Genomic DNA, 25,949 nt, shown 5'->3' with positions numbered 1-25,949 from the left:
CCCAAGAAGAAAGTAGATGCACATGATCCGTAAGACAGCACTTGCGGGTCTTGCTGTGCTCAGCGCGGGAGCTCTCATGCTCACCGCCTGTGCTGGCGGGACCACGTCGTCGCCGTCGCCGTCCTCCTCGGCGTCGCCCGAATCGCTCCCCCTGGTCGGTTACGAGGAGGTGTCCTACGGCGACCTCACCGACGGCGGCAACCTCAACCTGTCCGTCACCAGCAGCCCGACCGATGAGGGCAGCTGGAACCCGAATCACGCCCTGGCGGCCAACGTCGACGTGCAGAAGCTCCTCGAGCCGACGCTCTCCTCGATGTGGGTCATCGCCGAGGACGGCAGCTGGACGGCGAACCCCGACTACGCGACCTCGATCGAACTCACGAGCGAGGAACCGCAGGTCGTCACCGTCAAGCTGAACGAGAGCGCCGTCTGGCCCGACGGCAGCCCGATCACGGCCGAGGACTACGCCGCGACCTACGCCGCTGCCGGCGGCGCGGAGGAGGGCTACGAGGTCGTCCCGTCGTCGGTCTTCGACGCGATCGACTCCGTCGACGTCGTGAGCGACTTCGAGTACACGGTCTCCTTCACGGGTGCGTACGCCGACTGGCCGAGCCTGTTCAGCACCCCGGTCCTCCCCGCTGACATCGCGAACGACAAGGAGGCCTTCAACAGCGGCTTCGCCTCCGAGGCCGTTCCCTCCGCGGGTCCCTACGTCGTCGACGAGATCGACAACAGCGCGAAGATCTTCAAGCTGGTTCCGAACCCGAACTGGTGGGGCGCCAACGCTCCGAAGCTCGACAGCATCACCTTCAAGGTGATCGCGCAGGAAACGCTCCCGCAGGCGTACGCCAACGACGAGATCGACTCGATCGAGATCCAGACTCCCGACGCCCTCGAGACCGCCAGCGGCAAGGAAGGCGCCGTCGTCGGTCGCTCGGGTGGCGTCACCTGGTCGCACCTGACCTTCAACGCGACCGCCGCGCCGTTCGACGACGTCAACGTCCGCAAGGCCGTCGGCATGGCGATCGACCGCGAGCTGATCGCGCGCGTCGCCAACGAGCCGCTGGGCGCCCCGGCTACCACGCTCGGCGACTGGATCTTCATGCCCGGTCAGGCCGGCTACAGCGACGTCTTCGGTGAGGTCATCGGCAGCGACACCGACGCGGCGGAGAGCCTGCTCGAGGAGGCCGGCTGGACCAAGGGCGACGACGGCTGGACGAAGGACGGCGAGACCCTCACCTTCGCGATCACCGTCCCCGCGGGTACGCAGTCGAACATCAACCGCGCGCTCGGTGTCCAGGACTCCCTGGCTCGCATCGGTGTCGAGGTCACGCTCAACGAGGTCCCGAGCGAGAACTACTTCACCAACATCGACGCCGGTGACTTCCAGGCGGTGACGTTCGGTTGGCAGGGCACCCTGTTCCCGATCTCGTCCGCTGAGACGATCTACACCCCCGCTGACTCCCCGCAGAACTACGCGGGCGTCACGGACGACCGTCTCGCCGGCCTCTGGGAGCAGGCGAACGCCGAGCTCGACGAGGACGCGCGTCTGGGCATCGCAAAGGAGATCAACGAAGTGATCGCCGACTTCCTGCCGAGCGTTCCGATCTACCCCTACCCGGAGGTCGTCGCGACCGACGAGGGCCTCGCGAACTACGGCACCGCCACGTTCAAGAACACGGACTGGACCCTGGTCGGCTACACCGAGTGATCTGAGCATCGCTCACCTGCATCACCTGAACACCGGCGGGGCGGGGACCGAAAGGTCCTCGCCCCGTCGGCGTGTCACGGGCTGCGGTAAAGTGGACTGCCGGCATCCCGGCATCATCCCTCTCTGCAAGGAACTCCCTTCATGGCGCACGCCCTCCGTCCTGACCTCCGTAACGTCGCGATCGTCGCGCACGTCGACCACGGCAAGACGACGCTCGTCGACGCCATGCTCCGCCAGACCGGCTCGTTCGGCGAGCACGCGCACGTCGAAGAGCGCGCGATGGACTCGAACGACCTCGAGCGTGAGAAGGGGATCACGATCCTCGCCAAGAACACGGCGATCACGTACAACGGCATCCACACCGAGCAGCCGATCACGATCAACGTCATCGACACCCCCGGTCACGCCGACTTCGGCGGCGAGGTCGAGCGCGGCCTGTCTATGGTGGACGGCGTCGTCCTGCTGGTGGATGCCTCCGAGGGCCCGCTCCCGCAGACCCGGTTCGTCCTGCGCAAGGCGCTCGAGGCCAAGCTCCCCGTCATCCTCCTGGTCAACAAGACCGACCGTCCCGACGCCCGCATCGCGGAGGTTGAGGAAGAGGCGCACGACCTGCTGCTGGGTCTCGCCTCCGACCTGCAGGACGACGTGCCCGACCTCGACGTCGACGCGCTGCTCGACGTCCCCGTCGTCTACGCCTCGGGCCGCGCCGGCGCCGCCTCGCGCACGCGCCCCGACAACGGCTCGCTGCCCGACAACGACGACCTCGAGCCGCTGTTCGAGGCGATCCTCGAGCACGTCCCCGCTCCGTCGTACGACGACGAGGCTCCGCTGCAGGCGTGGGTCACGAACCTCGACTCCTCGCCGTTCCTCGGCCGTCTCGCCCTCCTGCGCGTCTTCAACGGCACGCTCAAGAAGGGGCAGACCGTCGCCTGGGTGCGCGCGGACGGCACGACGAGCAACGCCCGCGTCACCGAGTTGCTCATGACTCGCGCCCTCGAGCGTTACCCCGCCGAGTCCGCCGGCCCCGGCGACATCGTCGCGATCGCGGGCTTCGAGAACATCACGATCGGCGAGACCATCGCCGACCCCGAGGACATCCGTCCCCTCCCGGCCATCACTGTCGACGACCCCGCCATCTCGATGACGATCGGCACGAACACCTCGCCGCTCATGGGCAAGGTCAAGGGGCACAAGCTCACCGCCCGCATGGTGAAGGACCGCCTCGACCGCGAGCTCATCGGCAACGTGTCGCTGAAGGTCGTCGACATCGGCCAGCCCGACGCGTGGGAGGTCCAGGGCCGTGGTGAGCTCGCGCTGGCGATCCTCGTCGAGAACATGCGCCGCGAGGGTTTCGAGCTCACCGTCGGCAAGCCGCAGGTGGTCACCCGGCGCGACGAGAACGGCAAGCTCACCGAGCCGTTCGAGCACCTCACGATCGACGCGCCCGAGGAGCACCTTGGCGCCATTACGCAGCTGATGGCCGGCCGCAAGGGCCGCATGGAGACGATGACCAACCACGGCACCGGCTGGGTGCGCATGGAGTTCATCGTCCCCTCGCGCGGACTCATCGGCTTCCGCAGCGAGTTCCTCACCATCACGCGCGGCACCGGCATCGCGAACGCGATCTCGCACGGCTACGACGAGTGGGCGGGCGCGATCTCGACCCGTCAGAACGGCTCGATCGTCGCCGACCGTGCCGGCGTCGTTACGCCGTTCGCGATGATCGCTCTCCAGGAGCGCATGTCTTTCTTCGTGCAGCCCACCGAGGAGGTCTACGAGGGCATGGTCATCGGCGAGAACTCGCGCGCCGACGACATGGACGTCAACATCACGAAGGAGAAGAAGCTCACGAACATGCGTTCGTCGACCTCGGACTCCTTCGAGTCGATGACGCCGCCGCGCGTGCTCACCCTCGAGGAGAGCCTCGAGTTCGCCCGCGATGACGAATGCGTCGAGGTCACGCCCGAGAAGGTGCGCATCCGCAAGGTCGTCCTCGACGCGACCGAGCGCGGCCGCGCCGCCTCGCGCCTGAAGCGCCAGGACGCCGGTTCCTGACGCGGTGACGGGGGAGGAGCAGCCCACCCGACGGGCGTGGCGCGACTCCCTCGGGGTGGTCCTCGCGACCAGCGCCTATGGGGTGTCTTTCGGCGCCCTCGCGGTCGCCTCGGGTCTGGACGTGTGGCAGACCTGCGTCCTCAGCCTGTTCATGTTCACCGGTGGATCGCAGTTCGCCTTCGTCGGTGTGATCGGCGGGGGAGGCCTCCCGGGCGCGGCGATCGCGTCGGCGGGGCTGCTCGGCATGCGCAACGTCGCCTACGGACTGCGAATGTCGCCGGTCGTGGGTACGGGCTTCTGGCGGCGCGCCGCGGCATCCCATTTCACGATCGACGAATCGACGGCGGTCGCGCTGGCGCAGACGGATGCCGGTACCCGCCGCATCGGCTTCTGGATGACCGGCATCGGCATCTACCTCGGCTGGAACCTCACGACCCTCGCGGGAGCGCTGCTGGGGGACGTCCTCGGCGACGTCCGGACCTACGGATTGGATGCCGCGGCCGCAGCCGCGTTCCTCGCACTGCTCTGGCCGCGTCTGCGCCGACGTCAGGCGATGGCGGTGGGGGCGGCGGCGGCCGTCGTCGCGGCGATCTCGACCCCGCTGCTCATGCCGGGGCTTCCCGTCCTCGTCGCCGCGGTCGTCGCACTCGTCGTCGGCTGGACGAACTGGCTCGGCGCCCGCGAGACCACCACGGAGGCCGCGTCTTGACCCTGTGGCACGCCATCCTGCTCGCCTCGATCGTCTGCGTCGCGCTGAAGACCGTGGGGTATCTCGTGCCGCCGGCGTGGTTCGACGCGCCGCGTCCGTCGCGGACGATCGATCTGCTCACCGTCGCCCTGCTCGCCGCTCTCGTCGTCGTGCAGACCCTCGGTGCAGGCCAGGCGGTGGTCGTCGATGCGCGGCTGCCCGCCGTCCTCGTGGCCGCGGGCCTGCTCGTGATCCGTGTGCCGTTCCTCGTGGTCGTGGTCGCGGCCGCCGCCACGGCGGCGCTCCTGCGCCTGTGGGGCTGGGCGGCGTGATCGTCCCAGGGTGCGCGCCTAGACTGTGGTGGTGAACGCCCTGCTCGCCCGCGTCGCCACGTGGATCCTCGCCGCCGTCATCGGCGTCGTCTACGGCGTGGCCGGCACCATCGGTCAGGCGGCGGTGTGGGGTGTAGTCCCCGTCGGCCTGCTGGTCGCCTCGCTCGGTTTCATCGCCCTGCTGGTCGCCGTCCGCATCCTCACGGGGGAGCGCGCGTCGGCTCTGGCCTGCGGCCTCGGTGCGATGGTCGCGACCCTGCTGTTCGCCAACGAGGGACCCGGCGGCTCGGTCGTCGTGCCCGCCCCGCCCGAGGACGCGGCGATCACACCCGGCCTGATCTGGACTTTCCTGGTGCCGCTCGTGGCCGCGCTGGTCGTGGCGTGGCCGTCGGCATCCCGGCGCCGTTCCACGAACTAGACTCGTCGTGTGACGTATGTGATCGCTCTCCCGTGCGTGGATGTCAAAGACCGTGCCTGCATCGACGAGTGCCCCGTCGACTGCATCTACGAGGGCGAACGGTCGCTCTACATCCACCCCGACGAGTGCGTCGACTGCGGTGCGTGCGAGCCGGTCTGCCCGGTCGAGGCGATCTACTACGAGGACGACCTCCCCGCCGAGTGGCAGGACTACTACACCGCCAACGTCGAGTTCTTCGAGGACATCGGCTCGCCCGGCGGTGCCGCGAAGGTCGGTGTGATCGCGAAGGACCACCCCGTCATCGCGGGTCTTCCGCCGCAGGCGCACTGACCGTCCATGAGCGTCCGCGACCTCGCCGACTACCCGTGGGACGCCGTCGCACCGTACGCCGCGCGCGCACGGCAGCATCCTGACGGCATCGTCGACCTCTCCATCGGCTCTCCGGTCGACCCGACGCCCGGCGTCGTGGCGGACGCCCTGCGGCGCTCGACCGATGCGCACGCCTACCCGCAGACCGTCGGCACCCCGGCGCTGCGCGAAGCGATCGCCGCCTGGTACGCGCGGCGCCGCGGCGTCCCCGGCCTGACGCCCGCGCACGTGATCCCCACGGTCGGCTCGAAGGAGCTCGTCGCGCTCCTGCCGCTGCTCCTCGGGCTCGGCCCCGGCGACACCGTCGTCCACCCCCGCGCCGCCTACCCGTCGTACGAGGTCGGTACCCGCCTCGTCGGCGCGACCGCGCTCGCCTCGGACGATCCGGGCGAATGGCCCGAGACGACCCGCCTGGTGTGGCTCAACTCTCCCGGCAACCCCGACGGCCGCGTGCTGGGCGTCGACGAGCTCCGCCGCGCTGTGCGTCGCGCGCGCGAGCTGGGTGCCGTCCTGGCCTCGGACGAGTGCTACGCCGAGCTGGGCTGGGACGGACCGTGGGCGGATGCCGCGGTGCCGAGCGTCCTCGATCCGCGCGTCACCGAGGGCGACCTCACCGCGCTCCTGTCGGTCTACTCGCTCAGCAAGCAGTCCAACCTCGCCGGGTACCGCGCCGCGTTCCTGGCGGGCGACACGGATCTGGTGGCGGGGCTCGTGACGGCGCGCAAGCACCTCGGGCTCATGGTTCCGGGTCCCGTGCAGGACGCGATGGTCGCCGCCCTGGAGGACGACGCGCACGTCGAGCACCAGCGCGCGCTGTACCGTGCGCGGCGCGACGTGCTGAAGCCCGCCGTCGAGGCGGCCGGGTTCCGGATCGACCACAGCGAGGGCGGCCTGTATCTCTGGGCGACGGCGGGGGAGGACGCGTGGACGTCGCTCGGCCGGCTCGCCGAGCTCGGCATCCTGGCCGGTCCCGGGCACTTCTACGGCGCGCATCACCCGCAGCACGTGCGCTTCTCGCTCACCGCGACCGACGAGCGCATCGCCGCCGCGGCGGGGCGACTGACGGCATCCGCGGGATCGTAGCGTTTCGTAGGTTTCCTCTCACGGATGCCGCGATCCGTTGGGCGCGTCAGGAGAGGCGCCATCTCCCCGTTAGGCTGTAGAGACCGCTCCCGACGACCGCAAGGAGGCTTCGTGACCAACGCGGACACCCCTCAGAAGGCCACCGTGACCATCGGTGACACGACCGCGGAGCTCCCGCTCGTCGCCGGAAGCGAAGGGGTACCGAGCGTCGACTTCTCGACGTTCACGAAGCAGACCGGGCACACCTCGCTCGACTACGGCTTCGTGAACACCGCTTCGACGAAGTCCGCGATCACGTACATCGATGGTGATCAGGGCATCCTGCGGTACCGCGGGTACCCGATCGAGCAGCTCGCACAGCACAGCACCTACCTCGAGGTCGCCTGGCTCCTCATCTACGGCGAGCTTCCCACGGCGGACGAGCTGGCCGGCTGGGACGAGAAGATCCGGCGCCACACGCTCCTGCACGAGGACCTCAAGCACTTCTTCTCAGCTCTGCCGCACACGGCGCACCCGATGTCGGTCCTCTCGGCCGCGACGGCCGCGCTCTCGACCTACTACGAGGGCCAGAGCGACCCGCACAACCCGGAGCACGTCGAGCTCAACACGATCCGCATGCTCGCGAAGCTCCCCGTGATCGCGGCGTACGCGCACAAGAAGAGCATCGGGCACGCGTTCCTCTACCCCGACAACTCGCTGAGCTTCGTCGACAACTTCCTCAAGCTGAACTTCGGCAACAACGCCGAACCCTACGAGATCAACCCGGTCATGTCGCGGGCGCTCGAGCGGCTGCTCATCCTGCACGAGGACCACGAGCAGAACGCGTCGACCTCGACCGTGCGGCTCGTCGGGTCGACCGGGGCCAACCAGTTCTCGTCGATCTCGGCCGGCATCAACGCGCTCTACGGGCCGCTCCACGGCGGCGCGAACGAGGCCGTCCTCGACATGCTCGCGCGCATCCGTGACTCGGGCGAGAGCGTGCAGCGCTTCGTCGAGCGGGTGAAGAACAAGGAAGACGGCGTCAAGCTCATGGGCTTCGGGCACCGCGTCTACAAGAACTACGACCCGCGCGCCAAGCTCGTCAAAGAATCGGCCGACGAGGTCCTCCGCGAACTCGGCGTCGAGGACCCGCTCCTCGCCCTCGCCAACGAGCTCGAGGAGATCGCGCTCAACGACGACTACTTCAAGGAGCGTCGCCTCTACCCGAACGTCGACTTCTACACCGGCGTCATCTACAAGGCGATGGGCTTCCCGACACGGATGTTCACGCCCCTGTTCGCGATCGGTCGGCTTCCCGGCTGGCTCGCGCACTGGCGTGAGATGCAGAACGACCCGCAGACCAAGATCGGTCGCCCGCAGCAGCTGTACACGGGAGCGACGGAGCGGGACTACCCCGTTTCCCGCTGACGCACGCCCCGCACCCCGCTAGGGTGTGCCCATGGGGTGGATGCCGGGGGTAGGACTGACCTTCGACGATTCGGGTTTCGTCGACGACAGCGGGTACATCGACGACGGGGTGATCGGCGTGCCGCCAGGCATGGACGACGGCGGGTTCATGGATCCGACCGGCATGGACGGGATGGCGGCGGGGTTCTCGGCCGTCTTCGGCCTGGTCCTGGTGCTCGGCATCGTCGGGGCGGTCTTCGGGCTCGTCGTCCGCGCACGGAAGTATCGCATCCTGAGCGACGCGGGGATCGACCCGCTCACCGTGGACGCGCAGATCGCCGCCAAGGTGCTGCGCAGCGACGCGCTCGCGCCCGCGGCATCCGAGCCGGCGGTCGCGACACCGCCTGCCGCGCCGACCCCTGCCGTGCCGGCGATCGAGCAGCGCCTGATCGAACTCGACGGTCTCCGGGCGCGTGGCATCATCAGCGACGAGGAGCACCGCGAGGCGCGGGCCGCCGTCCTGAAGGGCTGACCCCTCAGGCGTGCAGGTCGGCGTTGAGGGTGACCCCGACGCCCTCGCGACGCACGGCCTCGACGGCGCCCGTGAGCGAGTTGCGCCGGAACAGGAGGCCGCTCCGCCCCGACAGTTCGGCGGCCTTCGCCGTCGGGACAGTGCCGTCGGCCCGCGGCGACTCGCCCACGAGGACGACCTTGGTCCCGCCGGTCAGGTAGAGACCCGCTTCGACGATGCAGTCGTCGCCGAGGGAGATTCCTATGCCGGCGTTCGCGCCCAGCAGGGTGCGGCGACCGATCGAGACCCGGTGGCTGCCGCCGCCCGAGAGCGTGCCCATGATCGACGCGCCGCCGCCGATGTCGCTGCCGTCGCCGACCACGACACCCTGTGAGATGCGTCCCTCGACCATCGAGGCACCGAGCGTCCCGGCGTTGAAGTTGACGAACCCCTCGTGCATCACCGTGGTCCCCGGCGCGAGGTGCGCCCCGAGTCGGACGCGCGAGGCGTCGGCGATGCGCACGCCCGAGGGGACGACGTAGTCGGTGAGCCGCGGGAACTTGTCGATCCCGGCGACCTGGATGCCGGCGCGCTGCAGCGTCGGGCGCAGACGGGTGAGATCCTGCGGGTGCATCGGTCCGGCGCTCGTCCACGCGACGTTCGGCAGATGCCCGAAGATGCCGGTGAGGTCGAGCTCGTTCGGGGCGACGAGGCGGTGCGAGAGCGCGTGCAGGCGGAGGTAGGCGTCGGACGTGCCCGCGGGCGGCGCGTCGAGGTCGATCTCGACGACGACGACACCGACGGTGACGGCGCGCCGTTCGTCGTCGCCGACGTGGGCGGCGAGGCCCGTCGTGTCCACCTCGGCGGGTGCCCGGCCGACAGCCGGTGCGGGGTACCAGGTGTCGAGGACGGTACCGTCCTCGCTCGTCGTCGCCAGACCGATGCCCCAGACCCACCGTGCGTCACTCATGATTCCAGGCTATCGGGCCGTCGTTAGACTCGACGTCATGCCCCGGCTCGACCTCCGCTCCACCGCTGTCGACCTGACACGGACCATCTGCGACATCCCGAGCGTGTCGGACGATGAGACCGTCCTCGCGGACGCGATCTTCGAGGCCGTCTCGGAGCTGCCGCACCTCGAGGTCCACCGCGACGGCGACACGATCGTCGCCCGGACCCGCCTCGGGCGCGCGCAGCGTGTCGCGATCGCCGGGCACATCGACACGGTCCCCATCAACGGCAACGTCCCGGCCCGCGATATCGAGGTCGACGGCGAGCCGTACCTCTGGGGCCGCGGCACCGTCGACATGAAGGCCGGTGTCGCGGTCCAGTTGAAACTGGCCGCCGAGCTCACCGATCCCCGCGTCGACATCACCTGGATGTGGTACGACCACGAGGAGGTCGCCGCCGACCTCAACGGGTTGAACCGGCTCGCGGCATCCCGTCCCGACCTCTTCGCGGCGGACTTCGCCATCCTCGGCGAACCTTCCGACGGGCAGGTGGAGGGCGGCTGCAACGGCACCCTCCGCGCGGTCGTGCGCACCTCTGGCGTCCGCGCGCACAGCGCCCGTGCGTGGGTCGGCGAGAACGCGATCCACAAGGCCGCTCCGATCCTCGCCCGGCTCGCGGAGTACCGGCCGCGCGAGATCGAGGTCGACGGACTGCTCTACCGTGAGGGCCTCAACGCCGTCGCGATCCGCGGCGGCATCGCCGGCAACGTCATCCCCGACGCCTGCGAGGTCGACGTCAACTTCCGCTTCGCTCCGAGTCGGGATGCCGCCGCCGCCGAGGCCCACCTGCGCGACGTCCTGGCGGGGTTCGAGGTGGAGATCGTCGACCTGTCGGAGGGGGCCCGGCCCGGGCTCGACGCCCCGCTCGCGCGGGAGTTCGTCGCGGCGGTCGGCGCGGTGCCGAAGCCGAAGTACGGCTGGACCGACGTCGCGCGGTTCTCGGCGATGGGCGTTCCCGCGGTCAACTACGGCCCGGGCGATCCGCACCTGGCCCATCACGACGAGGAGCGCGTGCCGATCGCGCAGATCGAGGACGTCGAGCGGGGCCTGCGGGCATGGCTGAGCGGCGACTGAGGTCCGCAGCCTCCGTCGCCGGCACCGTCGCCGCCGTCTACCTCTCGGCACGCCTCGTCACGACTCTGTTCTTCTGGGCCGCGGCGAGCCTCTCGGGGCCCACCTCGCGCTTCGGTGCGGACGCCACCATCCCGTCGCTCGCGATGGGATGGGACGCCCAGTGGTACTGGGTGATCGCCGATCGCGGCTACCCGTCCGAGCTCCCGGTGAACGACACCGGGCAGGTGGCCGAGAACGCGTGGGCGTTCATGCCGCTGTTCCCCGTGCTCGCCCGGACGCTGGGCGCCGTCCTCGGAGGCTACCCGATGGGAGCGGTGGTGCTGGCGCTCGTGGCGGGGTACGCGGCATCCGTGGTGCTCTTCGTGCTGCTGCGCGGACGCCTCGGCGAGACGGCGTCGCTCTGGGCGGTGGTGCTGTTCGCCAACGGTCCGCTCGCCGCCCTGTTTCAGATGGGGTACGCCGAGTCGCTCCTGCTGGTCTGGCTGTTCCTCGCGCTGTGGGCGCTCCAGCGCCGGCGGTTCGGCTGGATCTATCCGCTCGTCGTCCTGATGGGCTTCACCCGGCCGGGGGTGCTCGCGTTCGCCCTGCTGCTGGGCCTCTACGGGATCCATCGGTGGATGCGGCGGCGCGTCGATCCGCTGCCGACCCCGCACATCGTCCACATCATCGCCCTGGGCGCCCTCGCGACGATCGTGGGATTCGCCTGGCAGGTCATCGCCGGTGTCGCGACGGGGGATCCCTCCGCGTACCTCGAGACCGAGCTCGCCTGGCGGCGAAGCTGGGTCGGCTCCGAGGAGCAGTTCGTCCCCTTCGCCGGTTTCGTGCAGGCATCCTCGCTCTGGTTCGGCATCTGGGGGCTGCCGCCGATGCTCGGACCGATCGCCCTCGCCGTCCTGGTCCTGGGGGCCGCCGCGCTCCTCGTGCGGGCGCCCCAGGTGCGCCGTCTCGGGCCCGAGATCCGGCTGTGGGGCGCGAGTTACCTCGTCTACCTGCTCGCGGTGTTCTTCCCGCAGTCGAGCGTGTTCCGGCTGCTGCTGCCCCTCACGCCCGTGGTCGCCGCCGTGGCGGTCCCGCCCTCACGATGGTGGCGGATCGGGATGCTGGTGCTGTGCCTCGGCGGGCAGTGGCTGTGGATCCACGAGATGCTCGCGCTCGGCGACACGTTCTACCGGATTCCGTGACGATAAGCGTCCGCTGACAGGCGCGCGCGCCGAAGGCGATCAGCCCATTGAGTAGACTAATGGGGAAGGCCGAAGACGAAAGGGAGCCCCACAATGGCAGCCATGAAGCCGCGCACCGGAGACGGACCTATGGAGGCCGTCAAGGAAGGCCGCCTCATCATCGTGCGTGTTCCACTCGAGGGGGGCGGTCGACTGGTCGTCTCGGTGAACGACGACGAGGCGAAGGAACTCCACAGTGTTCTCAGCGGGGTCGTCGGCGCCGCCTGACCCCGACTCGATGCGAGAGGCCGGTCCCCGTGGGGACCGGCCTTTCGGCGTATCCGGCGTGCGCCGGGATCAGCCCGCGTCGGCGACGGTCGTCAGCTGCAGGAGTCCCTCTCCGGCGATCGAGAGGGCCCCGAGGACCGCCGGGGAGGCCTGGGTCTCCTGGATCAGCGAGCGATACGCCGTCTCGAGGGGGCCGCGACGGACCGGGTCGGCGACGGCGCCGCCGGCCAGGACCCGCGGGACGAGCACCGTTCCGCCCGCCCGGGCGAGCCGGAGGCCGTGCTCGACGTACTCGATGACGCCGTCCGGGTCCGCGTCGATGAGGACGATGTCGTAGGAGGCCTCGTTCATCCGCGGCAGGACCTCGGCGGCGCGGCCCGTGATGAAGCGCGCGCGGGCGGCGGGGACGCGGGCGTCGGTGAACGCCTTCCGCGCCACGGCGAGGTGCTCGGGCTCCTTGTCGATCGTCGTGAGTGTCGCGCGGGGGGACCCGTGCAGCAGCCACAGCCCCGAGACGCCGCCGCCGGTGCCGATCTCGACGATGTTCAGCGCGCGGCTCGCCGCGGCGATCACCGCGCACTGCGCGCCCACCTCGGGACTGATCGGATTCGCGCCGATCTCGAGGGCGTGCGCTCGCGCCCGGGCGATGGCGTCGGGTTCGACCGTCGCCTCGGCAGCGAACCTGCGGACCGCCTCGTGATCTCCCATGTGGTGAACCTCCTCCGCCCAGCCTAGGCGGGCCCGCATGCCGCAACCCTCAGGCGCACGGGTAACCTGGGAAGCATGTCGAACGGGCTCGATCTGGAGAAGATCCTCCTCATCGCGCTCATCGCCGCACTCCTGCTGGGGCCCGAGCGCCTGCCCGGTTACGCGGCCTCCCTCGCACGTCTGACGCGCCGCGTCCGCGACTGGCTGGACGGCGCGCGGACACGCGTCAAGGAGGAGATGGGGGACGACTTCGACGAGATCGAGTGGCGCAAGCTCGATCCGCGGCAGTACGACCCCCGGCGCATCATCCGCGAGGCGCTCATCGACGACGCGCCCGTGAAGCCCGTCGCCGCCGGGGCTGCGGCGATGACCGCGGTCGCGGCGCCTCCGGCACCCGAGGTCACGACGGCGGTCGATGCGGTCGATGCGGGCGTCGTCCCGTTCGACTCCGAAGCCACCTGACCGGCGGCATCCGTCTCTCCTCAGGCGGGGGAGACGGGGAGGGCGCGACCGGCGAGCGAGGAGCGCGTCGAGACGAGGGTGTCGGCGACCGCCGAGATCGCACGCGCCGCGGGATCGCCGGGATCGGCGAGGACGACCGGTTCGCCCTCATCGCCGCCGCGGCGGAGGGCAGGGCTCAGCGGGACCGAGCCGAGGAGCGGCACCGCGGCGTCGTCGGTCGAGAGTTCGGCGGCGACCGCCGCCCCGCCGCCGGCGCCGAACACGTCGACGAGGGTGCCGTCGGGAAGGGCGAAGGCCGCCATGTTTTCGATGACGCCGACGATGCGCTGGCCCGTCTGACGGGCCACGACGCCGCTGCGGACGGCGACGTCGGCCGCGGCCGCCTGCGGCGTCGTCACCACGAGGACCTCGGCATGCGGAAGGAGCTGACCTACGGAGATCGCCACGTCGCCGGTCCCCGGGGGCATGTCGATGAGGAGCACGTCGAGGTCGCCGAAGTGCACGTCGGTGAGGAACTGCTGCACGGTGCGGTGCAACATCGGCCCGCGCCAGGCGACGGCGGGGGAGGAGCCCTCCGGGAGGAACATCCCGATCGAGATCGTCTTCACGCCGTGGGCGACCGGCGGCAGCATGAGGTCGTCGAGGCGGGTCGGCTGCGGCGGGCGGCCGTCCTCGCCGACGAGGCCGAGCAGTCCCGGGATCGAGAAGCCGTGCACGTCCGCGTCGATCAGCCCGACGGCCAACCCTCGCGTCGCCAGGGCGACGGCGAGGTTCGCCGTGAGGGTGGACTTGCCCACACCGCCCTTGCCGCTCGTGACCGCGATGACACGGGTCAGCGCGTCGGCGGTGAACGGCATGCGACGCGCGCCGCGGATCCGCTCGACGAGGGCCGAGCGCTCCGCCGCCGTCATGACGCCCACCTCGACGCGGACGTCGTCGACGCCCGGGACGGATGCCGCGGCATCCCGCACGTCCCGCTCGATGCGGTCCGCGGCGGGGCATCCGACGATCGTCAGGGCGATGCCGACGTGCGCGGTTCCCTCGTCGAGGGTGATCTCCCGCACCATGTCGAGCTCGCCGATCGGACGCCGCAGCTCCGGGTCGACGACGGCGGACACGGCACGGCGGACGTCGTCGGCCGTCGCGGGGGTGCTCACGAGGAGCGGGCGTCGTCGCCCGGCCGGTCGCGCTCGTCGAGACGCTCGATGAGGGCCTTGAGCTCCTGGCGGAGCACGTCGCGGCTGATCATCTCGTCCTGCATGTCGGTGAGCGCCATCCGCAGGGCCACGACCTCGCGGGCGAGGTATTCGGTGTCGGCGAGGTTGCGCTCGGCCCGCTGTCGGTCCTGCTCGATCTGCACGCGGTCCCGGTCGTCCTGGCGGTTCTGGGCGAGGAGGATGAGGGGAGCGGCGTACGAGGCCTGGAGCGACAGCATGAGCGTCAGGGCGGTGAACCCGAGCGCCGCGTCGTCGAAGCGCAGTCCCTCGGGCGCGGCGGTGTTCCAGACGATCCAGGCGACGCAGAAGAGCGTCAGGATGAGCAGGAACGCGGGGGTCCCCATCGCCCGGGCGATCCACTCCGTGAACCGACCGAAGCGGTCGCGGGAAGGCTGCGGGGTGCGGCTGAGCACGCTCGTGCGCCGCCCGCGGGGCGCCTCGAACCCGGACTTCGGCGCGCGTGCCATCATCGCCGCACCTCCGGACCCTGTCGCGGCGCGTCCTGCGATCGCCAGTCGTCGGGCAGCAGGTAGTCGATCACGTCGTCGACCGTGACCGTGCCGACGAGGTGGCGGGCCTGATCGACGACGGGCAGCGAGACGAGGTTGTAGCTCGCGAGGAGACGGGCGACCTCGGCGGCGCTGGCCGAGACGGTGACGGGCTCGACGGTGTCGTCGATGATGGCGCCCAGCCGCTCGTGCGGCGGGTAGCGCAGCATCCGCTGGAAGTGCACGACACCCAGCAGGCGCCCCGTCGGGGTCTCGTAGGGCGGCAGGGTCACGAAGACGGCGGCCGCGAGGGCGGGGTGCAGTTCGTGGCGGCGGATGAGGGCGAGCGCCTCGGCGACGGTCGCGTCGGCGGACAGCACGATCGGTTCGCTGGTCATGAGACCGCCCGCGGTGTCGGGGCCGTGCTCGAGGAGGGCGCGGACGTCCTCGGCCTCCTCGGGCTCCATGAGGTCGAGCAGCTGTCCGGCGCGGGCATCCGACAGCTGACCCAGCACGTCGGCCGCATCGTCCGGTTCCATCGCGTCGAGGATGTCGGCGGCGCGCTCGTCGCCGAGGGCTTCGAGGATGTGCACCTGCTCGTCCTCGGGCATCTCCTCGAGGGCGTCGGCGAGACGGTCGTCGGGAAGCTCCTCGGCCACCTCGAGCAGGCGCTCCTCGGGGAGGTCGAGGAGCGTGTTGGCGAGGTCGGCGGGCTTGAGCTCGGAGTACGAGGCGACCAGGAGCTCGGCGGACTGCGTCTGTCCCGCGACCTGCTCGTCGCGCACGTCGTTCCACTGCGCGAAGGTCGTCGGCCCCTTGGCGAACGGCGACGCACTGGTCTTGGGGCGGCGCAGGAACAACTGCCCCACCTGCCAGTCGCCCAGGCGGTCGCGCTCGATGGCGACATCCTCGATCACGGCGGAGCCCGACCCGTCGGTGAGGTGCACGTTGCGGCCGATGAGCTCCGTCATGACACGCACCTCGCCGCCGCGCTGCTCGAAGCGGCGGACGTTGATGAGGCCGGTCGTGATGACCTGGCCGCTGGCGATCGAGGTGACCCGTCCGATGGACAGGAACACATTGCGTCGGCCGGGGATCTCGACCACGAGCCCGACCACTCTCGGAGGATCGTCCTTGCGGTAGATCACGACCACATCGCGGACCTTCCCCAGCCGGTCGCCCGCGGGGTCGAAGACGGCGCACCCGGTCAGGCGCGCGACGAAGACCCGTTGCGTACTCACCCGACCAGCGTAGTCGGCGGATCCCTCGCGCTCCCTGCGCCCACGCAAAGGCTCGCGTGGGAGACTGAGGCCATGAGCATGATGGGTGGGGCCCCGAAGGAACACGGTGCGACGGTCGCGGAGTACTCGTCGTACGAGGCGGCGCAGAAGTCGGTGTCGACCCTCATCGGCGCGGACGTCCCGGCGCAGGACATCGCGATCGTCGGCCGCGGGCTGCGCTCGGTCGAACGCGTCACCGGTCGGCTGGGATACGCGACCGCGGCGCGGTCCGGCGCGATCAACGGCGTCCTGCTCGGTCTGCTGTTCGCCGCGATCTTCGTGCTCGGCAGCCCCGGCGCCGCGCTGCAGCTGTTCGTCGGCGTGATGCTCGTGGGCATCGCGCTCGGCATGCTCATGAGCATCATCAGCTACTCGATCCTGCGCCGTCGTCGCGACTTCACCTCGGTGACCCAGGTCATCGCCGACCACTACGACGTGACGGTGCTGCCTCGCAGCTTCGGCCGCGCCAAAGAACTGCTCGGCGCCGCGGCGGCCCCGACCGCCCCGCCGGTACCGCCGACCGACATGACGGCGCCCCCGCGCTACGGCGAGCGTGTCGACCCGGCCGCTCCCGTCCCCGGGGCGGGAGAGCGCGTCGACCCCGCCCCGGCACCCGCGCCGGGCGAACACGTGGACCCGGCCGAGCCGCCCCGGTACGGCGAGCGCGTCGACCCGGCGCCCCTCCCGCCCGTGACGCCGCCGCCGACCGCGCCGCAGCAGGGCGGCGCACCGGCGCAGCCTGCCGCTCCCGACGCGCCGCGATGATCCCGGTCACCCTGCCCGCGGGCGGGGTCGAACTGGCCGTGGTGATCGACGACGCCCCCGAGCCTACGGCGATCGTCGCGCTCGCCCACGGCGCGGGCGCGGGGCACGAGCACCCGTTCCTCGCCGGCGCGGCGCACGCCTGGTCCGCCGCCGGGTTCACGACCGTGCGGTTCGACTTCCCCTACCGTCAGGCGGGACGACGGATGCCGGGGCCCGCCGCGCACGCGATCGAGACGTGGGCCGCCGTCGAGGAGTTCTGTCGTCGCCTGACCCCCGGCATCCCGTTCGTGGCGGCGGGCAAGTCCTACGGCGGGCGGATGGCGTCGATGGCCGCGGCGGAGGGTCGGATCGCCCCCGACGCGCTCGTGTATCTCGGCTATCCGCTGCACCCGCCGGGGAAGCCCGAGAACGCCCGCACGGCGCACCTGCCGGCCGTCGCCGCGCCCCAGCTGTTCCTGTCGGGGACGAAGGACCCGTTCCTGCAGCCGCTCGCCGACCTGGAGGCGGCGGTCGCCGCGTGCCGGGACGCGGACATCCTCTGGTTCGAGGGTGCCCGGCACTCGTTCGAGGTCGCCGGCCGCGCTCTGCCGGCGGACGAGGTGGGTGCGGCGACCGCGTCTGCCGCGCTCCCGTGGCTGCGCGAGCGGGTTCAGCGCCCCGCGGCGTAACCCTGCACACCGCGGGGGTTCGCCGCCGCCCACAGGATGCCGGTGGCCCGGTCGACCCCGACGGCCGAGAGCCGTCCGAGCGACCAGTCGCCCGCGCGCGTGACCCGATGGCCCCGGTCGGCGAGGCCGCCGAGGACCTCGTCGCCGAGACGGTCCTCCGCGACGACTCCCGTCGGATCCCACGTGCGCGGCCAGAACGAGTCGACCATGCCCGTCGTGTGGAGGGTGGGGGCGTCGATCGCCTGCTGCGCGGTGTACCCGCCGACGAACATGCGCAGGAGCATCGGCAGTTGCCACTGGTCCTGCTGGTCACCGCCGGGCGTCCCCATCGCGATGCGGGTGTCGCCGTCGTGCACGAGGGTCGGCGACAGCGTCGTGCGCGGCCGCGTGCCGGGCCGGAGCGCCGCGGGCGAGTCCTCGTCGAGCCACGTCATCTGCAGGCGTGTCCCGAGGCAGAAGCCGAGCGAGGGGATGACGGGGGACGACTGCAGCCACCCGCCCGACGGCGTGACGGCGATGACGTTGCCCCAGCGGTCCGCGACGTCGATGTGGCAGGTGTCCCCGCGGGTCGCTCCCGAACGGGCGACGGTCGGTTCGCCCGTGCCCGCGGCGGCGGCGCCGTCGCATCGGAGCGGCGGGCGCCACGGGTCCCGAGCCGCCAGGCGCGCGGGGCGCCACTGCGACGAGGCCTGATCGCCGAGGTCGGCCCGACGAGCGGTGACGACGTCGTCCGCGAGGAGGGCCGCGGCATCCGCTCCGTCGCCGAGGTGGGCGTCGCGGTCGGCGAGGACGAGCTTGAGCGTCTCGACGACGGTGTGCGCGCCCGCCGTGGTCGCGGGATCGAGGCGGTCGTCGGGGAGCGGGTCGAGGATCCGGAGCGCCTCGAGGAGTGCGGGGCCCTGCGTCCACGCCCCCGCCTTGAACACCGTGCGACCGCGGAACGGGATGGAGAGGGGCTCCTCGTACCCCGCCGGCGGGTCGACGAGGTCCGCGCGGGTGAGCACCGCGGCGTGGTCGGTGCCGCTGGAGTGCCGGTGCGGGCGGGCGAGCTCGTCGCACGCGTCGCCGAGGATCCGGCGCCATTCGGTGCGTGCCGCGTCGATCGCCGCAATCCGGTCGTCGCCCGAGCCCGCCTCGACGAGGCGTCGGAGGACCGCGGCGTACGCCGGGTTGCGATGCAGGGCGCCGGCGGCGGCGGGGGCGCCGCCGGGCATCCACAGGTCGGCGGAGGCCGGCCAGTGCTCCCGGAACAGGTCGGCGACCCGACCGATGGTCGCCGATACCGCGGGGAGAAGCGGATGGCCGTCCTCGGCGTACCCGATCGCGAACGACAGGACGTCGGCCAGCGGCCACGTGCCGTGGTCCCGGAGCAGCAGCAGCCACGCGTCGACGGCGGCGGGCACGGCCGCGGCGAGTCCGCCCGCGCCCGGCACGAGGTCGAGGCCCTCGGCGCGGAAGTGCGCGATCGTCGCGCCGGCGGGCGCCGCGCCCTGGCCCATGAGGACCGTGGGGGTCGCGGCATCCGCCGGTTGGAAGATCCCGACGAGGTCGCCGCCGGGACCGTTCAGGTGCGGCTCCACGATGTGCAGCACGAACCCGCCCGCGCACGCGGCGTCGAACGCGTTCCCGCCGCGCTCGAGCACCGCCATGGCCGTCGCCGTCGCCGTGGCGTGCGTCGACGCGGCGATGCCGAACGTCCCCGTCAGCTGCGGGCGGGTCGTGAACGACGGCGGTGGGGTGTACCCGGCGGCGGACATCGAGGCGTTCTCAGGAGCGGGCGCGGGCGATCCAGGCCTCGATCTCGTCCGCGGTGCGCGGGATGTCCGCCGACAGGTTCACCGGGCCGTTCTCGGTCATGACAATGTCGTCCTCGATCCGCACCCCGATGCCCCGGTACTCCTCGGGGACCGTCAGGTCGTCGATCTGGAAGTAGAGCCCCGGCTCGATCGTGAAGACCATGCCGGGCTCGAGCTCGCCGTCGTAGTACATCTCCCGCCGCGCCTGCGCGCAGTCGTGCACGTCGATGCCCAGGTGGTGGCTCGTGCCGTGCACCATGTACCGGCGGTGCTGCCCACCCTTGTCGGCGTGGAGCGCCTCCTCGGCGGTCACGGGGAGCAGGCCCCACTCGGCCGTGCGGGCGGCGATGACGGCCATCGCCGCCTCGTGGACGGCGCGGAACTTCACCCCGGGGCGTGCCGCGGCGAAGGCCGCATCCGCCGCCTCGAGGACCGCGTCGTAGATCCGGCGCTGCACGGCGGAGAACGTCCCCGAGACCGGGAGGGTGCGGGTGATGTCGGCCGTGTAGAGGCTGTCGACCTCGACGCCCGCGTCGATCAGCACGAGGTCGCCGGGGACGACCGCGCCGTCGTTGCGGGTCCAGTGCAGGTAGCAGGCGTGCGGGCCCGAGGCGGCGATCGTGTCGTACCCCTCGCCGTTGCCGTCGGTGCGCGCGCGCAGGTGGAAGACGCCCTCAATGGCACGCTCGCCCCGGGGCGTGTCGATGATGCGGGGGAGCTCGGCGACGATGTCGTCGAACCCCCGGCCGGTCGCCTCGACCGCGAGCCGCATCTGGGCGATCTCGTACGGGTCCTTCACGAGGCGCAGCTCGGACACGAACCGGGTGAGCTCGTCGTCGACCTCGACCCTGCGGTCCTCCGCCGTGCTGTAGAAGGCATCGATGTGCGCTGTGGGGATGCCGAGGTCCGCCGCGACCGCGTCGAGCGCGGGGCGCGGGCCGATCCAGAACTCGCCGATCGCGGCGTCGGCGTAGAACTCGGTCGTCGTCCGATCGGCGCGCTCGCGCAGGTACAGCGTGAGGTCGTGGCCGTCGCCGGTCGGTTCGAACACGAGCACCGAGTCGGGGACGGCGTCGGCGCCCCACCCCGTCAGGTGCGAGAACGCGGAGTGCGCGCGGAAGGGGTAATCGGTGTCGTTCGAGCGCTGCTTGTACGAGCCTGCGGGGACGACCAGGCGCGAGCCCGGGAACGCGGCGGAGACCGCCGCGCGGCGCGCTGCGGCGTACGGTGCCTCGGCGCGCTGCTGGGGCAGCGACGCGGGACGCTCGGCCCAGCCCGTCGAGATGGAGTCGAGGAAGCCCGCGGGGAAGGGCTGCTTGCGATTGGTGGTCGCTGCGGCCGCGGTCTCGGTGGTCTCCGGTGCGATGGTGTCGCGATCGTCGGTGGTCATCCTCCCAGTCTCCCACCGACCGCGCGGGACGTCAGCCCGCCCGCTCCACCTGCACGATGACCGGACGGTGATCGCCGCCCGAACCGTCGAGCGAGGTGACGACCACCGACCCGGTCGGCCGCCAGGCATCCGTCGTCATCACGTGGTCGATCGGCGCGCCGACCAGCGCCGGCCACGCGGTGTCCCACGTCCCCACGGCGCCGTTGCCCGTCGCCGTCGCCGCGTCGCGGCAGCGGCCCATCGTGCCGCCGTCGGTCCCGAGCCGGCTCATGTGGTCGACCGTCGCGTTGAAGTCGCCGGCCATGATGACGTCGTCGCTGGCGCACTGGTCGGCGAGCCAGCGCAGGTCGCTGCGCCAGTGGTCCATGTCGCCCTGGCGAGGGGCGACGGCGTGGACGGCGACGACGATCGGACCGTCGCCGTCGACGGGCATCGCGACGACGCTGGGGACGACCGAGGTGTTGGTGGTGCCGGATGCGTCGGACTCGACGACGGCGTAGTCGCCGAGGTCGGGGGAGATGAGCAGGGTCGTGTAGGTCGCGTCCCACCCCTGGTAGTTCTCCTCGTGCACCCACATGGGGTTGCCGCGCTCGCGCATCGCGATCGCGATCGCCTCGCCGGTGTCGTCGTTCGTCTCGGGGAGTGCGACGATGTCGACGTCCATCGCGATGGCGGTCGTGACGATCGCATCGACGTCGGTGGCGGGACCCGCGGTGTTCCACGTCATGACGCGGATGCTGTCCGCCGTCTTCTCGGGCAGGCCCGTCGTCCCGACGCCGCGGACGACGAGGATGCCGACGTTCGCCCCGCCCGCGAGGAGGCCGATCATCGCGAGTCCGGCGCCGAATCCGCGGGTGCGGCGCCCGAGGCAGATCAGCAGGCCGACGAGCGCGAGAACCGCGAAGCCGACGGCGAGCACCGGGCGCAGCGACACGAGCTGTGCGATCGGGAAGGTCTGCTCGAGGCGGAAGAACTGCGGCCAGGTCAGGACGGCGGCGACGATGGCGGTGGCGATCGTGAAGAGGATCCCCGTCAGTCGCAGCACACCACGAGATTAGGCGGGGAGGCTGGGGAGTTTCTGCGCGCGGTACGCTCGTGTCCATGTCCGCAGGGTCCTCCGCTCCGTCCGGCCCGTTCGGACCCGGCGACCTGCACCTGCACTCGGATCACTCCGACGGCACCGAGCCGCCCGCGGCGGTCATGGCCGCGGCGCACCGCCACGGGATCCGGACCGCCGCGCTGACGGATCACGACACGACATCGGGATGGGCGGAGGCTGCCGACGCGGCTGTGTCGCTCGGCATGTCGTTCCTGCCGGGCATGGAGCTCTCGGCACGGCATGAATGGCGGAGCGTGCACGTCCTGGCCTACCTCGTCGACCCGGACGATGCGGGCCTGCGCGCACTGACCGACCGCATCCGGCGTTCGCGGCGCTCCCGTGCGCGCACGATGGCCGAACGGATCGGCCGCGACTACGACCTCACGTGGGAGGACATCGAGGCGCAGACCGCCGAGGGGGCGACGGTGGGCAGGCCCCACATCGCCGACGCCCTGGTGGCCCGCGGCCACGTCCGCGACCGCGGCGAGGCGTTCAGCGGCATCCTGTCCCCTCGGAGCGACTACTACGTCGCCCTGTACGCGCCCGACCCGGTCGCGGCGGTGGCGGCCGTCGCCGGCGCCGGGGGAGTGCCGGTGATCGCGCACCCGGCGGGCCGCGCCGGCCGCCTGCCCGACCGGGTCGTGCGGGACATGCTCGACGCGGGCCTCGCGGGCTTCGAGCTCGGCCATCGCGAGAACGTCGAACCCGCGCTCGGGGAACTCCGGCGCCTCGTCGCCGCGCACGACCTCATCGCGACCGGCTCGAGCGACTACCACGGCCGGGGGAAGCCGAACGTGCCGGGGGAGAACACGACGTCCGAGGACGCGATCGCGAGGATCGTCGCCCTCGGGTCGGGCAGCTCGCTCGTCACGCCGTAGCGCGACGAGCGGAATCAGGCCCCCGCGACGGGCGCGCCGGCGCCCGATCCGCCCCGACGGCGGCGCCGCCGGCGCGCCGGTGCGGGCTTGCCGTCGTGGTGCTCCTTGCCGGCGCCGTCGTGCGTGCCGGCACCGTCGACTGCGCGGTCCGCGCTGTCGGCGGACGCCGAGGACGAGTCGGATGCCGCGGCATCCGCCCCTTCAATGAAGGTGGAGCCGACCTTCGCCTCGCCGCTGCCGGAACGCCGGCGGCGGCGACGACGGGTGCCCGCCTCGCCGGACGCGTCGGCGGCGGCGTCGGCCGCGCGGGCGGGAGCGGCGCTCGACCGTGCGGGGGCCGCCTTGGGCGCCGCGGTGATGCGGCCCTTCGTGCCGGCCGGGATGTCGAGGTCCTCGAACAGGTGCAGGCTCGACGAGTACGTCTCGAGCGGCTCGGGCTGGCCGAAGTCGAGCGCGCGGTTGATGAGGGCCCACTTGTGCAGGTCGTCCCAGTCGACGAAGGTCACCGCGATGCCGGTCTTGCCGGCGCGGCCGGTGCGGCCGGCGCGGTGCAGGTAGGTCTGCTCGTCGTCGGGGATCGTGTGGTTGATGACGTGGGTGACGTCGTCGACGTCGATGCCGCGGGCGGCGACGTCGGTGGCGATGAGGACGTCCCGCTTGCCGGCCTTGAACGCGGCCATCGAGCGCTCGCGCGCCTCCTGGCTCATGTCGCCGTGGACCGCCCCGGCGCTGAAGCCGCGGTCGTTCAGTTCGTCGACGAGGCGCTGCGCAGCGCGCTTGGTGCGCGTGAAGATGACGGTCTTGCCGCGGCCCTCGGCCTGCAGGATGCGGGCGATGACCTCGTCCTTGTCGAGCGAGTGCGCGCGGTACACGAGGTGCTTGATGTTGGCCTGCGTGAGGCCCTCGTCGGGGTCGCTCGCGCGGATGTGGATCGGGTTCGACATGAACCGGCGCGCGAGGGCGACGATCGGCCCGGGCATCGTCGCCGAGTAGAGCATGGTGTGGCGGACGGGCGCGACCTTCTGGAAGATCTTCTCGATGTCGGGGAGGAAGCCGAGGTCGAGCATCTTGTCGGCCTCGTCGAGGACGACCTCGGTCGCGTTCGAGAGGTCGAGGAGTCGCTGGTTGTTGAGGTCGATGAGGCGACCGGGGGTGCCGACGACGATCTGCGCGCCGGCCTTGAGCTGATCGATCTGACCCTCGTAGGCCTTGCCGCCGTAAATGGCGACGACGCTGGTGGCGCGGCCGGAGGTCAGCATGTCCATGTCCTCGTAGACCTGGACGGCCAGCTCGCGCGTCGGGACGACGATGAGAGCCTTGACGCCGGGCTCGGGGTTCAGGCCGAGTCGCTGGACGACGGGGATGCCGAAGCCGAAGGTCTTGCCGGTGCCGGTCTTGGCCTGGCCGATGATGTCCTGGCCGGGGAGGCCGAGCGGGATCGTCTGCTCCTGGATGGGGAACGTGTCGACGATGCCCTTGGCGGCGAGGGTGTCGACGATGTCCTGGTCGACGCCGAGCTCTGCGAACGTGGTCATGCTTTCCGTGCCTGTCTGGCGGTGAGATGCCGCCGTCATGAGGGGTCCACGCCCTTCACTCAGCCCCAGGCGCGGGGTCCCGATCCGACGCCGGGACCCCACCACCCTACCGGAGGGGGCCGTCGCGCCCCGTAGGCTGTTGCCGTGGTGAGGTGGTTCTGGCAGCGACGGCGGCCCCCCGGGCGCACCCTGCGGCTGCGTTCGCGCGACGAGGCGAGCGACGTCCGGCGCGTCGATTTCGAGCAGCTCGCTCCCGACCTCGCCACCTATCTCGGTCAGGCGGCCTACCTGCAGCTCGGCTACGTCGAGACCCTCAGCTCGCTCATCGAGCGCAGCCCCGAGCTCGGGCACAAGGAGTCGCTCTCCCGCGCGGCCGGCGCCGCGCTGTTCAAGCACCAGGCACTTGTCGCCCTCATCCGGGACCGCGGCGACGACCCGCTCGAGCTGATGCTGCCGTTCCGCGAACCCCTCGACGCCTTCCGCCGCGCCACCCACGGCGCGCGGCCCCTCGAGACGATGCTGTCGGTCCACCTGACGGCGGGCCTGCTCGACGACTTCTATCTGTCCCTGTCCGGCAGCTACGGCGAGACCGGACGCCGTGCGGCCGCGATCCTCCGAGCGGATGCCGACCGCGCCCCGCTCGTGGGCATCATCACCGACGCGATCTCGGACGACGACGAACTGCGCTCCTTGCTGAGCCTGTGGGGGAGGCGCCTCGTCGGCGACACCCTCCTGGTCGCGCGCGGCGCGCTGCGGTCGAGCACGACCGAGCGCCCGGGAGCGCTCGACGTCGACGACGAGAAGCAGGTTGAGCCGGTGTTCACCCAGCTGCTGGGGGCCCACTCGCGCCGGATGACGAGCATCGGCCTCGACGCCTGAGACCGGCGGCGGGCCGCGGAGGGCGGCGGGTGTGCGCCGGGATCAGGCGATGCCGAGCTCGTGACGGGTCCGGGCGTCCCGCGCCGCCCGCGTACGGGTGAGGAGCACGAGGACCGCCGCGGTGAGCAGGATCGGCACCAGGATGCTGGCGAGCCAGATCCACGCCGCATCCGGCCCGAGACCCGCCCAGGTGAGTGCGGTCCACGTCGCGGTGCCGAGGGCGGCGCCGAGCAGCGGACCGATCGCGACGCCGCGGAGCGCGCGCTGCGGCAGGGCGAAGTGGACGGCCGTCCCCGCGATCGCCCCGAAGACCAGCGCAAGGACGACGAGCATGTCAGGCGACGAAGCCCACGCGACGCGACTGGTCGGTCCCGACCTCGACGAACGCGATGCCGGCCGTGGGGATGACGTAGGTGGCGCCCTTGGAATCGGTGAGGGTCACGTAGGTCGCGCCGCTGTCGAGAGCGGCGGTGACGGTCTGCTTCACGGCGTCGGCCGTCTCGTTCGAGTCGAAGCCGAGCTCGCGCGAGTTCGCGATGCCGATGCGGATCTCCACGGTGATGCCTGCCTTTCCCGGCCCGGGTCTCCGGGCGCGTCTCGAGCCTACGGCACCGGCTCCCGGCCCGGACGCGCGGGCCGCTCGCTGTCGGCGAACGGCCCGTCGGCGCCACGCGGGGCGCTGCGGGGCGGGTGTCCGTC

Annotated in this window: 28 protein-coding genes; 17 read left to right on the top strand and 11 right to left on the bottom strand. The window is 71.6% G+C overall.

Annotation, left to right across the window (positions count from 1 at the left end):
* Nucleotides 1-22: 22 nt before the first annotated feature.
* From AB0P29_RS01965 to AB0P29_RS01925, 9 genes are all read left to right on the top strand, one after another.
* Nucleotides 23-1,711 carry an ABC transporter family substrate-binding protein gene (locus tag AB0P29_RS01965; protein ID WP_253033965.1) on the top strand — a complete coding sequence of 563 codons (1,689 nt, stop codon included), beginning with the start codon at nucleotides 23-25 and terminating at the stop codon, nucleotides 1,709-1,711.
* 141 nt (nucleotides 1,712-1,852) lie between these two features.
* The gene (gene typA, locus AB0P29_RS01960; protein ID WP_217530263.1) at nucleotides 1,853-3,766 is read left to right on the top strand and encodes a translational GTPase TypA; all 1,914 of its coding nucleotides are present in this window, start codon (nucleotides 1,853-1,855) and stop codon (nucleotides 3,764-3,766) included.
* A gap of 4 nt (nucleotides 3,767-3,770) precedes the next feature.
* Nucleotides 3,771-4,475, top strand: a complete 705-nt coding sequence (locus AB0P29_RS01955) for an AzlC family ABC transporter permease (RefSeq protein ID WP_363378068.1) — start codon at nucleotides 3,771-3,773, stop codon at nucleotides 4,473-4,475.
* On the top strand, nucleotides 4,472-4,786 hold the full coding sequence (locus AB0P29_RS01950; RefSeq protein ID WP_363378066.1) for an AzlD domain-containing protein: 315 nt from the start codon (nucleotides 4,472-4,474) through the stop codon (nucleotides 4,784-4,786). The genes AB0P29_RS01955 and AB0P29_RS01950 overlap by 4 nt, the downstream gene beginning before the upstream one ends.
* Before the next feature lie 31 nt (nucleotides 4,787-4,817).
* A complete protein-coding gene (locus AB0P29_RS01945) occupies nucleotides 4,818-5,204 on the top strand; it encodes a DUF6113 family protein (protein WP_363378064.1) in 387 nt (128 codons plus the stop codon).
* A gap of 9 nt (nucleotides 5,205-5,213) precedes the next feature.
* Complete coding sequence (gene fdxA, locus AB0P29_RS01940) at nucleotides 5,214-5,534, top strand: ferredoxin (RefSeq protein WP_064001806.1); 321 nt, start codon at nucleotides 5,214-5,216, stop codon at nucleotides 5,532-5,534.
* Nucleotides 5,535-5,540: 6 nt separating this feature from the next.
* Nucleotides 5,541-6,656 (top strand): succinyldiaminopimelate transaminase, encoded by a 1,116-nt coding sequence (gene dapC, locus AB0P29_RS01935; protein ID WP_363378062.1) that lies wholly within the window; start codon nucleotides 5,541-5,543, stop codon nucleotides 6,654-6,656.
* A 111-nt stretch (nucleotides 6,657-6,767) separates the two neighbouring features.
* A complete protein-coding gene (locus AB0P29_RS01930) occupies nucleotides 6,768-8,063 on the top strand; it encodes a citrate synthase (protein ID WP_064001808.1) in 1,296 nt (431 codons plus the stop codon).
* A 31-nt stretch (nucleotides 8,064-8,094) separates the two neighbouring features.
* Complete coding sequence (locus AB0P29_RS01925) at nucleotides 8,095-8,574, top strand: SHOCT domain-containing protein (protein WP_363378060.1); 480 nt, start codon at nucleotides 8,095-8,097, stop codon at nucleotides 8,572-8,574.
* Between the two features lie 4 nt (nucleotides 8,575-8,578).
* Here the strand turns inward: AB0P29_RS01925 and dapD are convergent, their stop codons facing one another.
* Nucleotides 8,579-9,523 carry a 2,3,4,5-tetrahydropyridine-2,6-dicarboxylate N-succinyltransferase gene (gene dapD / locus AB0P29_RS01920; protein WP_363378058.1) on the bottom strand — a complete coding sequence of 315 codons (945 nt, stop codon included), beginning with the start codon at nucleotides 9,521-9,523 and terminating at the stop codon, nucleotides 8,579-8,581.
* A gap of 37 nt (nucleotides 9,524-9,560) precedes the next feature.
* Here dapD and dapE point away from each other — a divergent pair, with 37 nt between their 5' ends.
* From dapE to AB0P29_RS01905, 3 genes are all read left to right on the top strand, one after another.
* Nucleotides 9,561-10,637, top strand: coding sequence for a succinyl-diaminopimelate desuccinylase (dapE, locus tag AB0P29_RS01915; protein WP_363378056.1), 1,077 nt, complete (start codon nucleotides 9,561-9,563; stop codon nucleotides 10,635-10,637).
* Nucleotides 10,619-11,818, top strand: coding sequence for a hypothetical protein (locus AB0P29_RS01910; RefSeq protein ID WP_363378054.1), 1,200 nt, complete (start codon nucleotides 10,619-10,621; stop codon nucleotides 11,816-11,818). The genes dapE and AB0P29_RS01910 overlap by 19 nt, the downstream gene beginning before the upstream one ends.
* A gap of 93 nt (nucleotides 11,819-11,911) precedes the next feature.
* Complete coding sequence (locus AB0P29_RS01905) at nucleotides 11,912-12,085, top strand: DUF3117 domain-containing protein (RefSeq protein WP_064506455.1); 174 nt, start codon at nucleotides 11,912-11,914, stop codon at nucleotides 12,083-12,085.
* Nucleotides 12,086-12,154: 69 nt separating this feature from the next.
* Here AB0P29_RS01905 and AB0P29_RS01900 read toward each other — a convergent pair whose 3' ends face one another.
* The gene (locus tag AB0P29_RS01900) at nucleotides 12,155-12,793 is read right to left on the bottom strand and encodes a class I SAM-dependent methyltransferase (RefSeq protein ID WP_253033956.1); all 639 of its coding nucleotides are present in this window, start codon (nucleotides 12,791-12,793) and stop codon (nucleotides 12,155-12,157) included.
* A 75-nt stretch (nucleotides 12,794-12,868) separates the two neighbouring features.
* On the opposite strand from AB0P29_RS01900, the gene AB0P29_RS01895 reads away from it, so the two are divergent.
* Complete coding sequence (locus AB0P29_RS01895) at nucleotides 12,869-13,255, top strand: hypothetical protein (RefSeq protein WP_064001812.1); 387 nt, start codon at nucleotides 12,869-12,871, stop codon at nucleotides 13,253-13,255.
* Nucleotides 13,256-13,275: 20 nt separating this feature from the next.
* Here the strand turns inward: AB0P29_RS01895 and AB0P29_RS01890 are convergent, their stop codons facing one another.
* Genes AB0P29_RS01890 through AB0P29_RS01880 form a run of 3 tightly spaced genes read right to left on the bottom strand, consistent with a single transcriptional unit; the run spans nucleotide 13,276 to nucleotide 16,201 of the window.
* The gene (locus AB0P29_RS01890; RefSeq protein WP_363378052.1) at nucleotides 13,276-14,412 is read right to left on the bottom strand and encodes a P-loop NTPase; all 1,137 of its coding nucleotides are present in this window, start codon (nucleotides 14,410-14,412) and stop codon (nucleotides 13,276-13,278) included.
* A complete protein-coding gene (locus AB0P29_RS01885) occupies nucleotides 14,409-14,939 on the bottom strand; it encodes a DUF1003 domain-containing protein (protein ID WP_217530247.1) in 531 nt (176 codons plus the stop codon). The genes AB0P29_RS01890 and AB0P29_RS01885 overlap by 4 nt, the downstream gene beginning before the upstream one ends.
* Complete coding sequence (locus AB0P29_RS01880; protein ID WP_217530245.1) at nucleotides 14,939-16,201, bottom strand: CBS domain-containing protein; 1,263 nt, start codon at nucleotides 16,199-16,201, stop codon at nucleotides 14,939-14,941. The genes AB0P29_RS01885 and AB0P29_RS01880 overlap by 1 nt, the downstream gene beginning before the upstream one ends.
* 72 nt (nucleotides 16,202-16,273) lie before the next feature.
* On the opposite strand from AB0P29_RS01880, the gene AB0P29_RS01875 reads away from it, so the two are divergent.
* Both AB0P29_RS01875 and AB0P29_RS01870 read left to right on the top strand, forming a co-directional pair.
* Nucleotides 16,274-17,005: a general stress protein gene (locus tag AB0P29_RS01875; RefSeq protein ID WP_311283952.1), complete on the top strand. Its 732-nt coding sequence runs from the start codon at nucleotides 16,274-16,276 to the stop codon at nucleotides 17,003-17,005.
* On the top strand, nucleotides 17,002-17,673 hold the full coding sequence (locus AB0P29_RS01870; protein WP_359917455.1) for an alpha/beta family hydrolase: 672 nt from the start codon (nucleotides 17,002-17,004) through the stop codon (nucleotides 17,671-17,673). Before AB0P29_RS01875 ends, AB0P29_RS01870 begins: the two co-directional genes overlap by 4 nt.
* Here AB0P29_RS01870 and AB0P29_RS01865 read toward each other — a convergent pair.
* Genes AB0P29_RS01865 through AB0P29_RS01855 form a run of 3 tightly spaced genes read right to left on the bottom strand, consistent with a single transcriptional unit; the run spans nucleotide 17,655 to nucleotide 21,904 of the window.
* Nucleotides 17,655-19,430, bottom strand: a complete 1,776-nt coding sequence (locus AB0P29_RS01865) for a gamma-glutamyltransferase (protein ID WP_363378048.1) — start codon at nucleotides 19,428-19,430, stop codon at nucleotides 17,655-17,657. The genes AB0P29_RS01870 and AB0P29_RS01865 overlap by 19 nt on opposite strands.
* Before the next feature lie 10 nt (nucleotides 19,431-19,440).
* The gene (locus AB0P29_RS01860) at nucleotides 19,441-20,859 is read right to left on the bottom strand and encodes an aminopeptidase P family protein (RefSeq protein ID WP_363378046.1); all 1,419 of its coding nucleotides are present in this window, start codon (nucleotides 20,857-20,859) and stop codon (nucleotides 19,441-19,443) included.
* Between the two features lie 31 nt (nucleotides 20,860-20,890).
* Nucleotides 20,891-21,904, bottom strand: coding sequence for an endonuclease/exonuclease/phosphatase family protein (locus AB0P29_RS01855; protein ID WP_363378044.1), 1,014 nt, complete (start codon nucleotides 21,902-21,904; stop codon nucleotides 20,891-20,893).
* 56 nt (nucleotides 21,905-21,960) lie between these two features.
* Here AB0P29_RS01855 and AB0P29_RS01850 point away from each other — a divergent pair, with 56 nt between their 5' ends.
* Nucleotides 21,961-22,836 carry a PHP domain-containing protein gene (locus tag AB0P29_RS01850; protein ID WP_253036185.1) on the top strand — a complete coding sequence of 292 codons (876 nt, stop codon included), beginning with the start codon at nucleotides 21,961-21,963 and terminating at the stop codon, nucleotides 22,834-22,836.
* A gap of 14 nt (nucleotides 22,837-22,850) precedes the next feature.
* On the opposite strand, the gene AB0P29_RS01845 is transcribed toward AB0P29_RS01850, so the two are convergent.
* A complete protein-coding gene (locus tag AB0P29_RS01845) occupies nucleotides 22,851-24,371 on the bottom strand; it encodes a DEAD/DEAH box helicase (RefSeq protein ID WP_363378041.1) in 1,521 nt (506 codons plus the stop codon).
* 144 nt (nucleotides 24,372-24,515) lie between these two features.
* Between AB0P29_RS01845 and AB0P29_RS01840 the strand changes: the two genes are divergently transcribed.
* The gene (locus AB0P29_RS01840; protein ID WP_064001823.1) at nucleotides 24,516-25,250 is read left to right on the top strand and encodes a ferritin-like fold-containing protein; all 735 of its coding nucleotides are present in this window, start codon (nucleotides 24,516-24,518) and stop codon (nucleotides 25,248-25,250) included.
* A gap of 42 nt (nucleotides 25,251-25,292) precedes the next feature.
* Here AB0P29_RS01840 and AB0P29_RS01835 read toward each other — a convergent pair whose 3' ends face one another.
* Entirely contained in the window at nucleotides 25,293-25,583 is a 291-nt protein-coding gene (locus tag AB0P29_RS01835) for a hypothetical protein (RefSeq protein WP_359917470.1), read from the bottom strand.
* A 1-nt stretch (nucleotide 25,584) separates the two neighbouring features.
* Nucleotides 25,585-25,806, bottom strand: a complete 222-nt coding sequence (locus AB0P29_RS01830; RefSeq protein WP_064001825.1) for a DUF3107 domain-containing protein — start codon at nucleotides 25,804-25,806, stop codon at nucleotides 25,585-25,587.
* Between the last annotated feature and the right edge of the window lie 143 nt (nucleotides 25,807-25,949).

The organism is Microbacterium sp. NPDC080220 (genome assembly GCF_040686395.1).
Classification (GTDB): domain Bacteria; phylum Actinomycetota; class Actinomycetes; order Actinomycetales; family Microbacteriaceae; genus Microbacterium; species Microbacterium gawkjiense.
The sequence above is the reverse complement of the archived record's forward strand: the minus strand, read 5'-3'. Positions and strand labels throughout refer to the sequence as shown.

Bases quoted from the DNA above. Each gene is read 5' to 3' on its own strand.
- AB0P29_RS01865 (WP_363378048.1), bottom strand. From the start codon at position 19,430: ATGTCCGCCGCCGGGTACACCCCACCGCCGTCGTTCACGACCCGCCCG.
- AB0P29_RS01875 (WP_311283952.1), top strand. From the start codon at position 16,274: ATGAGCATGATGGGTGGGGCCCCGAAGGAACACGGTGCGACGGTCGCG.
- dapD (WP_363378058.1), bottom strand. From the start codon at position 9,523: ATGAGTGACGCACGGTGGGTCTGGGGCATCGGTCTGGCGACGACGAGC.
- AB0P29_RS01925 (WP_363378060.1), top strand. From the start codon at position 8,095: ATGGGGTGGATGCCGGGGGTAGGACTGACCTTCGACGATTCGGGTTTC.
- AB0P29_RS01850 (WP_253036185.1), top strand. From the start codon at position 21,961: ATGTCCGCAGGGTCCTCCGCTCCGTCCGGCCCGTTCGGACCCGGCGAC.
- AB0P29_RS01905 (WP_064506455.1), top strand. From the start codon at position 11,912: ATGGCAGCCATGAAGCCGCGCACCGGAGACGGACCTATGGAGGCCGTC.
- AB0P29_RS01895 (WP_064001812.1), top strand. From the start codon at position 12,869: ATGTCGAACGGGCTCGATCTGGAGAAGATCCTCCTCATCGCGCTCATC.
- AB0P29_RS01965 (WP_253033965.1), top strand. From the start codon at position 23: ATGATCCGTAAGACAGCACTTGCGGGTCTTGCTGTGCTCAGCGCGGGA.
- typA (WP_217530263.1), top strand. From the start codon at position 1,853: ATGGCGCACGCCCTCCGTCCTGACCTCCGTAACGTCGCGATCGTCGCG.
- AB0P29_RS01845 (WP_363378041.1), bottom strand. From the start codon at position 24,371: ATGACCACGTTCGCAGAGCTCGGCGTCGACCAGGACATCGTCGACACC.
- AB0P29_RS01870 (WP_359917455.1), top strand. From the start codon at position 17,002: ATGATCCCGGTCACCCTGCCCGCGGGCGGGGTCGAACTGGCCGTGGTG.
- AB0P29_RS01860 (WP_363378046.1), bottom strand. From the start codon at position 20,859: ATGACCACCGACGATCGCGACACCATCGCACCGGAGACCACCGAGACC.
- AB0P29_RS01900 (WP_253033956.1), bottom strand. From the start codon at position 12,793: ATGGGAGATCACGAGGCGGTCCGCAGGTTCGCTGCCGAGGCGACGGTC.
- AB0P29_RS01885 (WP_217530247.1), bottom strand. From the start codon at position 14,939: ATGGCACGCGCGCCGAAGTCCGGGTTCGAGGCGCCCCGCGGGCGGCGC.
- AB0P29_RS01835 (WP_359917470.1), bottom strand. From the start codon at position 25,583: ATGCTCGTCGTCCTTGCGCTGGTCTTCGGGGCGATCGCGGGGACGGCC.
- AB0P29_RS01910 (WP_363378054.1), top strand. From the start codon at position 10,619: ATGGCTGAGCGGCGACTGAGGTCCGCAGCCTCCGTCGCCGGCACCGTC.
- dapE (WP_363378056.1), top strand. From the start codon at position 9,561: ATGCCCCGGCTCGACCTCCGCTCCACCGCTGTCGACCTGACACGGACC.
- dapC (WP_363378062.1), top strand. From the start codon at position 5,541: ATGAGCGTCCGCGACCTCGCCGACTACCCGTGGGACGCCGTCGCACCG.